Annotated in this window: 5 protein-coding genes and 2 pseudogenes; 1 reads left to right on the top strand and 6 read right to left on the bottom strand. The window is 35.9% G+C overall.

All coding sequences use genetic code 11. The annotated features are described in order from the left end of the window. The 4 genes and pseudogenes from APF76_14070 to APF76_14055 form a co-directional block, all read right to left on the bottom strand. Positions 1–688 (bottom strand): annotated as a pseudogene (locus tag APF76_14070). A 36-nt stretch (positions 689–724) separates the two neighbouring features. After that, positions 725–1,384 (bottom strand): dimethylamine corrinoid protein 3, encoded by a 660-nt coding sequence (locus APF76_14065; GenBank protein KUO49211.1) that lies wholly within the window; start codon positions 1,382–1,384, stop codon positions 725–727. A gap of 199 nt (positions 1,385–1,583) precedes the next feature. After that, positions 1,584–1,904, bottom strand: a complete 321-nt coding sequence (locus APF76_14060; GenBank protein KUO49209.1) for a dimethylamine methyltransferase — start codon at positions 1,902–1,904, stop codon at positions 1,584–1,586. A gap of 24 nt (positions 1,905–1,928) precedes the next feature. Then, positions 1,929–2,975, bottom strand: coding sequence for a dimethylamine methyltransferase (locus tag APF76_14055; GenBank protein KUO49208.1), 1,047 nt, complete (start codon positions 2,973–2,975; stop codon positions 1,929–1,931). 704 nt (positions 2,976–3,679) lie between these two features. Between APF76_14055 and APF76_14050 the strand changes: the two genes are divergently transcribed. After that, positions 3,680–5,056 carry a hypothetical protein gene (locus tag APF76_14050; protein ID KUO49210.1) on the top strand — a complete coding sequence of 459 codons (1,377 nt, stop codon included), beginning with the start codon at positions 3,680–3,682 and terminating at the stop codon, positions 5,054–5,056. Between the two features lie 115 nt (positions 5,057–5,171). On the opposite strand, the gene APF76_14045 is transcribed toward APF76_14050, so the two are convergent. Beyond that, positions 5,172–6,044, bottom strand: a complete 873-nt coding sequence (locus APF76_14045) for a chemotaxis protein (protein ID KUO49207.1) — start codon at positions 6,042–6,044, stop codon at positions 5,172–5,174. 36 nt (positions 6,045–6,080) lie between these two features. After that, positions 6,081–6,761, bottom strand: a pseudogene (locus APF76_14040).

The raw sequence follows: 6,761 nt of genomic DNA, 5'->3' as shown, positions 1-6,761 counted from the left end.
TGACTGCTGCCTTAATACTGTAGTAGTTAGAGACTACAGTTTCTATTTTGCTACTGAAGATATCATCGAGATATCTTAATCTTGCAGCGCTAATATCAAATACTGTAACCCTGGCACCCATACCAACTGCTATTTTGGCCGCATTTGTCCCTACAATTCCCCCTCCTATTACAACTACGTGAGCAGGAGGTACACCAGGTACACCGCCCAACAGTACACCCATTCCACCGTTTGGTTTTTCCAAAAACTGGGCTCCAATTTGGGTTGCCATTCTCCCTGCAATTTCACTCATAGGAGCTAATAGAGGCAGGACACCATTATCTAACTGAACTGTATCATAGGAAATACCTACGATCTTTCTTTCCATTAATGCCTTGGTAACTTTTTCTTCAGCAGCAGCATGGAGATAGGTAAACAACAATTGACCTTCTTTGAAATAGTCAAATTCCTGTGGCTGCGGTTCCTTCACCTTCATAATCATCTCTGATTTTTGAAATACATTAGATGCATTCTCTAAAATCTTTGCACCTGCTTCAGCATACATTTCATTACTAAATCCACTTCCTATACCTGCTCCGTTTTCAATTAGAACAGTATGTCCGGCTCTTTTAAAATCTTCCACACCGGCTGGAGTTATTGCAACCCTATTTTCATTGTTTTTTATTTCCTTTGGTACACCAATTATCAATTTAATACACCTCCAATTTATCAAAATGAGAACTGATTATCTTTTTTTAAGAGCATCCATGATTTTATTTACACCATCAACTGCATTTTCAGCATAAATATCTGCACCTATTTTCTTTGCCCACCCAATTGTAACAGGAGCACCACCTACTACTGTAATATACTTTTTTCTAACACCTTTTTCCACCAGGATTTCTTCCAAATCCTTTTGGCGAATCATTGTAGTAGTAAGCAATGCACTAGTTCCAATAACGTCAGCTTTTATCTCTTCAGCTTTTTCAACTATTTTTTCTGCAGGAACATCTCTTCCCATATCGGTTACTTCCAGACCATTTGCAGCTAATATGGAACACACTATTCCTTTTCCTATGTCATGAACATCCCCTTCTACAGTAGCTATTAAAACTCTGCCTTTCACTTGTTTCGAACATGAACCTTCTTCATCAGTTGAAATTGCATTATTTAAGATTGCTGTAGCATTTTTCATAACCTCAGCACATTGAATTAATTCAGGTAAAAATAATCTGCCCCTTTCAAAAAGGTCACCAACTTTTATTATTCCAACTGTATAACCAGTTGTTATCACTTCTAACGGGTCTAGCCCTTTTTCTAAAACTTCATTAGCAATTGCTTCTGCTTTACTTTGATCACCCTTTAATACAGAATTTGCCGCTGCTTCAAGAATACTCTTATCAATCACTTTATTCCCCTACCTAACTTTTAAATTTTTATCCAAAATATTCTATGTGGGTTAAGACCCTCACTTCTATAAGTGGGGTCTAAATCAGGTGGATTAGAGTCTTCATCTGATTCCCCGTGTTCAGCTTTGGCTGAACGAGTTCACTATTGATTAGACTATATTACCTGTTAAGCCCTGTTAACAGGTAGCATAAGCATTAACCAATCTTCGTTTTAGCTTTAAAGCGATTGACACAATTAATGTCTATATCGAGGAGCCTTGCTATATTGAATTTAGCTTCAATACCCCTTGCTGGTGCATCATAACCCATATATACATTGCCTATGTCCAAGTCTTTTCTTAATTCAGTCATAGCTATTTCATCGTGCAGGTCAAAGACAGAAACCCCTAGTTTATCTGCGACATACTTTTTAGCTTCACTCAAGCGCATTCCTTTATTTAGCTGCATCCGTCCTACTAGATCTCCAGCAGTTCGAATTCCGCCCATCCCAGACGCTAGAGCATGTGTTGCATGCATACCTACAGGGTCACCATAGCCTACCTACAATCCATCCATTCTCGCAATTTCTGCCATGGCAGTTGAAGCTCTAGAAACACAATCTATTGGTGTGACTGGAGTTAATGGAACACCACCCACTCCCATACCTACATTGGCATGAACAGGTATATTAGCAACTTCACCACATGCTTTACACATGGTTACGGCACGTGCTAAATTCCAAGGGAATGATCGGCTACTATTTGTATTAACAACTGAACCAAAAATTGTCCCCCCTGCTTTTTCTACCACTTTAATTTGTTCATGGGGATATAATCCTGCAAGACGTGTACCCGCATATTCAACACTACCATGAAAACCAAGAATAAACTCCCCTGACATGCCTACCTCGATACCCATTTCCGGATACTTAGCCTTTAATCGTTCTATAGCTCTCAGTACAGCATAGAATTCCACATCACCTGATGCAGCTGTTGTATCAAAATCGAAGCCATCTGCCCCAGCTTCATACATTTGGCTGGCAACCAGCATAATATCTTTCTCAAGATATTCGCCAGCCTCCATTTGTGCTTCCTGAGCTTCCTTAATCTTCCCTAAAGGTAGGAGTTCTGCAGCATTTTCGCATGGACCATCAGGCTTAGTATAAAGACCCATATTTGGCATTGCTCCGTACATTAATGGAGCAATTGTTCCTTGCAAGCTTTCCGCAAAGAAGGCTACTTCTTCAGAAAGATTTATTTTTAAAGGCTTAATACTGTAATGGACATAAGCCATTTCTAAAGTATCCGATCCGAAGGCCCTTTCAAAGACCTTTAAGATTTGTGGTCTTTCTATTGGAATCCCAACCCTGGTTAACTTCATCGGAAAACCGTCATAAGATAAAATTAACTCATTGCCAGGTTCAACACTAACAAATTTCCTTGGATCAGCCACAATATCATAAAGCTTATCAATATCCTCTTTGGATAAAGGATCAACCTCAGCACGATCTGCAGCATCCTCGACACCTTCTTCAATTTCACGTCTGACTTCATCTTTGGTAAAGGATATAAATTCACCATCCCCCAACCTGGTAAGTATATTGCTCAATGTTTTCACTCCCTTAATAAAAATAGAAAAGTTTCCAATGTATATCTCAATAAATCTAATCGTCCACCTCTTTTCATCATTTTACTTATTATGTAGCAAATATCATGCCACAAGCTAACGAGAAGTGAAACGATTTATTAGGGTTAACACATTCTTGTTATATCCCAAATAATATTTTTAAAATTAATAAATAGTTTTACTAAATTATGATTTAAAAAGGTATAATGAAAACTATTTTTAAAAATCAGTTTAAATATTCTCATCAAGATTTAAACTTTTAATGGGCGACTACTTCTGCTGTGACTTCTTCCTCAATATTACAAAAGACTATTTTATAAATGAATTGTTATTTTTTAAAAATGAATTAAAATTTTCCATATTTAAAGGACACTAGCAAAATTAATCGAATGTTAGTAAGTATAAAAGTGAAAAAACTTTTAGGGGGCACTCTTTCAATGATTAATTGCAATAATCTTATAACAGGTATTTTAGCTGTTAACCATAACGACACGGTAATTTTATACAATGAAGGCGCACAAAAGATTTTTATGGATGAAACTCTAACAAACAAAAAGATTACCAAACTTATTGAATCACTATCATTTGAAATATGTGTTCAACAGATTAGTCTTGAACATATTTCTGATATAGAGCTAAAAACCATATACGTAATAATTGCTTTTAAAACATTTTCCCCTAAAAATATTAATGACCTTAATTGTTTTACTTTAAGAAAGATATTGGACAACTGTCATGATGAAATTTTTGTAGTGGATAATAAAGGCAATTCAGTTTATGCTAACAAAGCTGCTGAAAAAAATTATGGGGTAAAAGTATCCGATCTAATAGGTAAGGCTAGCTGGCAGCTAGCAGAGGAGGGCATCTGCTCTCCACCAATAACTCCCATTGCCCTTTCTGAAAAGAAAAAGGTCACCATAGAACAAACAACTAGAATTGGAAGAAAACTTGTAGTAACAGCTAGTCCCATTCTTGACCAAAAAGGTGAAATTGACCTCATAGTTGAGAATTCCCGTGATATAACTGAATTGAAAAACATCAAACAAGATTTGGAAGTAACTAGAGAATTATTAGAAAAGTATAAGAGAGAAGTAGAGGTATTGCGCAAAGAAGATCTTAATGTAAAGAATGACATAATTGCTAACAGCAAACAAATGTGTGATTTATTGGATATTGTACATGGAGTTGCTACTACAGATTCAACTATCTTAATATTAGGTAAATCAGGAACAGGAAAGAGTATACTTGCAAAACACATCCATAAAATAAGTAAGCGCAAAGATGGTCCATTTATTACCATTAACTGTGCAGCAATTCCTGAGCAGTTATTAGAATCTGAACTCTTCGGATATACCCCTGGTGCTTTTTCCGGTGCGAGCAAAAACGGTAAAGTAGGGCTCTTAGCTTTAGCAAATAATGGCACACTTTTTTTTGATGAAATTGCGGAGATACCTATCAGGCTTCAAGCAAAACTCCTAGAGGTTATCCAAGGACACCGATTTACTCCCGTGGGAAGTGTTAAAGAGAAGCTAATTGATGTTAGGATTATTGCTGCAACAAATCAGAAGCTTAAAGAAATGGTTAACAATAATAGTTTTAGAGAAGACCTTTTCTATAGGTTAAATGTAATTGAACTTGAAATGCCTCCATTAAAGGAACGATTGGAAGATATCATACCCTTAATCTACTTTTTCCTAGAAAGGTATGATAAAAAATATGAACGTAATCATGATTTTACCGAAGAAACACTAGATTTATTAACCCAACATGATTGGCCAGGTAACATAAGGGAACTTGAACATACAATTGAAAGATTAGTTGTAACTGTAAAAGATACAGTAATTAAACCTAAGAATTTGCCTAAGATTTTTCATGACAACTCTAAATCACAATTTCATGTATCTTTTCCAAGTTTTGTGCCCTTAGATAAATCTGTAGAAGAATTTCAAAAACAGTTAATCAACAAAGCATATAAACAATTCAAAAACACCTATAAGGTTGCTGAGGTGTTACAAATAAGTCAAAGTAAGGCGTATAGATTAATCAAAAAATATACAGACTGATAGCCTAAAAACCAGATATTTGTAAGCTACTTACATTATGAGATTGCATAAAAAACCGCCTTAAAAAGGTGGTTTTTTTCCTATAAATATGTAACACGCTTAATTATACAATAGTTTATTTGTAAGTATGTTGTGAATAAATATCAGTAGATAAGTCTTCAGCCATAGCAACAATACTATGCGATAACTTACCCAATTCATTTACTGCGGTAGTAATTTCTGATAGCACTATCGCTTGGTGATTGGCTACTTTTGTTAGTTCTTGTATGGATAGGGTAATCTGTTCAACAGAATTTTTGATTTCTTCTACGGTTAATTTAATGTTATTGGTTGATTTCAAACTTGTTTGTGCCAGTTTACGAACTTCAGCAGCTACAACCGCGAATCCGCGACCGTGTTCACCAACTCGAGCAGCCTCAATAGCTGCGTTAAGGCCAATTAAATTGGTTTGATCAGATATCTTTTGAATGATCTGAACAATACTATCTATTTCACCTACCTGATGATTTGTTTCTTGGGAAACACTTCCCAATTCCTGTCCTGTAGCAGATAACTCTTCTGCTTCAGATGCTATTTGTTGAACTGTATTATTAAAAATATTTATTGTCTCCTTTAAGGAATTCGCAATCTCAATAAGCTGTTGCTTTCTTTCTACTGATTGTTGAATTGCAATTCCACCTACGACCTTATTTCCCTCAAAAATAGGTACTGCAATGGCTACATATGGCGCACCGGCAACTTCTTTTCCTATTTCAACTACCATTCTTTCTCCATTTTGCATCGCCTTATAGATTGCCCAATCAGTTCCAACCTTTTCTCCCACATAGGAAGATACCACCCAGTCAAAAGTTTTGGGACAAATATCCCATAGTGTAGTTTCAGTATCACATAAAGTTATACCAATGTCCTCAGTAGTAAACTGATTAATTAAAGGAGCTACAGTCAAATAATGCTTCAGAGTTTCGCATAATTCTTTATTCCCTGACATATTACCACCACCCACCTATCTTAACTTTAATTATTTTCAAGTGTTTTTTATTGTCTTCTCAATATAGGCCTGCAAATCTTTGTCAGTCTCAGAATCGATTAGTATTTTTTGAGGTTTATTTAAGATTTCCTTATACTTTTCATTTGCCTTTTCTACAATATCTTGTGCCCCTTTTTCTTTCCAATCACTATATGTATCCCAAGTAGATACTGTTGGTTTCCAGCATTTACGAAAATGATCAAATGTGCTTTGATGAGCTAAATAGGCTCCGGAATGGCCGACTTCCTTTATAACCTCTTCAGCTTCTATTTGATTATATGTATCCATACCATTCATTATCCTTAAAACCCTGCTCAATATTTCTTCATCAATAACAAATTTTTCATAGGATACTGTCATTATAGAATCTAAAACTCCTACACATTCATTAATGATGTTTACACCTGAAGCAACTAACATAAATATATTCTGCATCGTCTCTATCCCTGCCTGGCAGTCTATTTCCTTTGCATCTGTTAAGCCTGCCATTGACCTGGTGGGAACATTGTATAACTCTAAACCCATCTGAATGCAAGCAATGTTTATTAAATTCCCCTCGGGTGAACCAGTTATATAGCTAGCATTTTTCATATTTGCCATTGATGAGGCAGGTGAATATACAACAGGCGTTCCAGGATTTATTAATTGTGTTAGCACCATACCAGCTAAAATCTCTGT

Source organism: Desulfitibacter sp. BRH_c19 (assembly GCA_001515945.1).
In the GTDB taxonomy this organism is placed as follows: Bacteria; Bacillota; DSM-16504; order Desulfitibacterales; family Desulfitibacteraceae; genus Desulfitibacter.
This window is presented reverse-complemented; position numbering and strand designations above follow the sequence as displayed.

Excerpts from the sequence above, each read along its gene's own strand:
- APF76_14045 (KUO49207.1), bottom strand. The coding sequence starts at position 6,044 with ATGTCAGGGAATAAAGAATTATGCGAAACTCTGAAGCATTATTTGACT.
- APF76_14060 (KUO49209.1), bottom strand. The coding sequence starts at position 1,904 with ATGCATGCAACACATGCTCTAGCGTCTGGGATGGGCGGAATTCGAACT.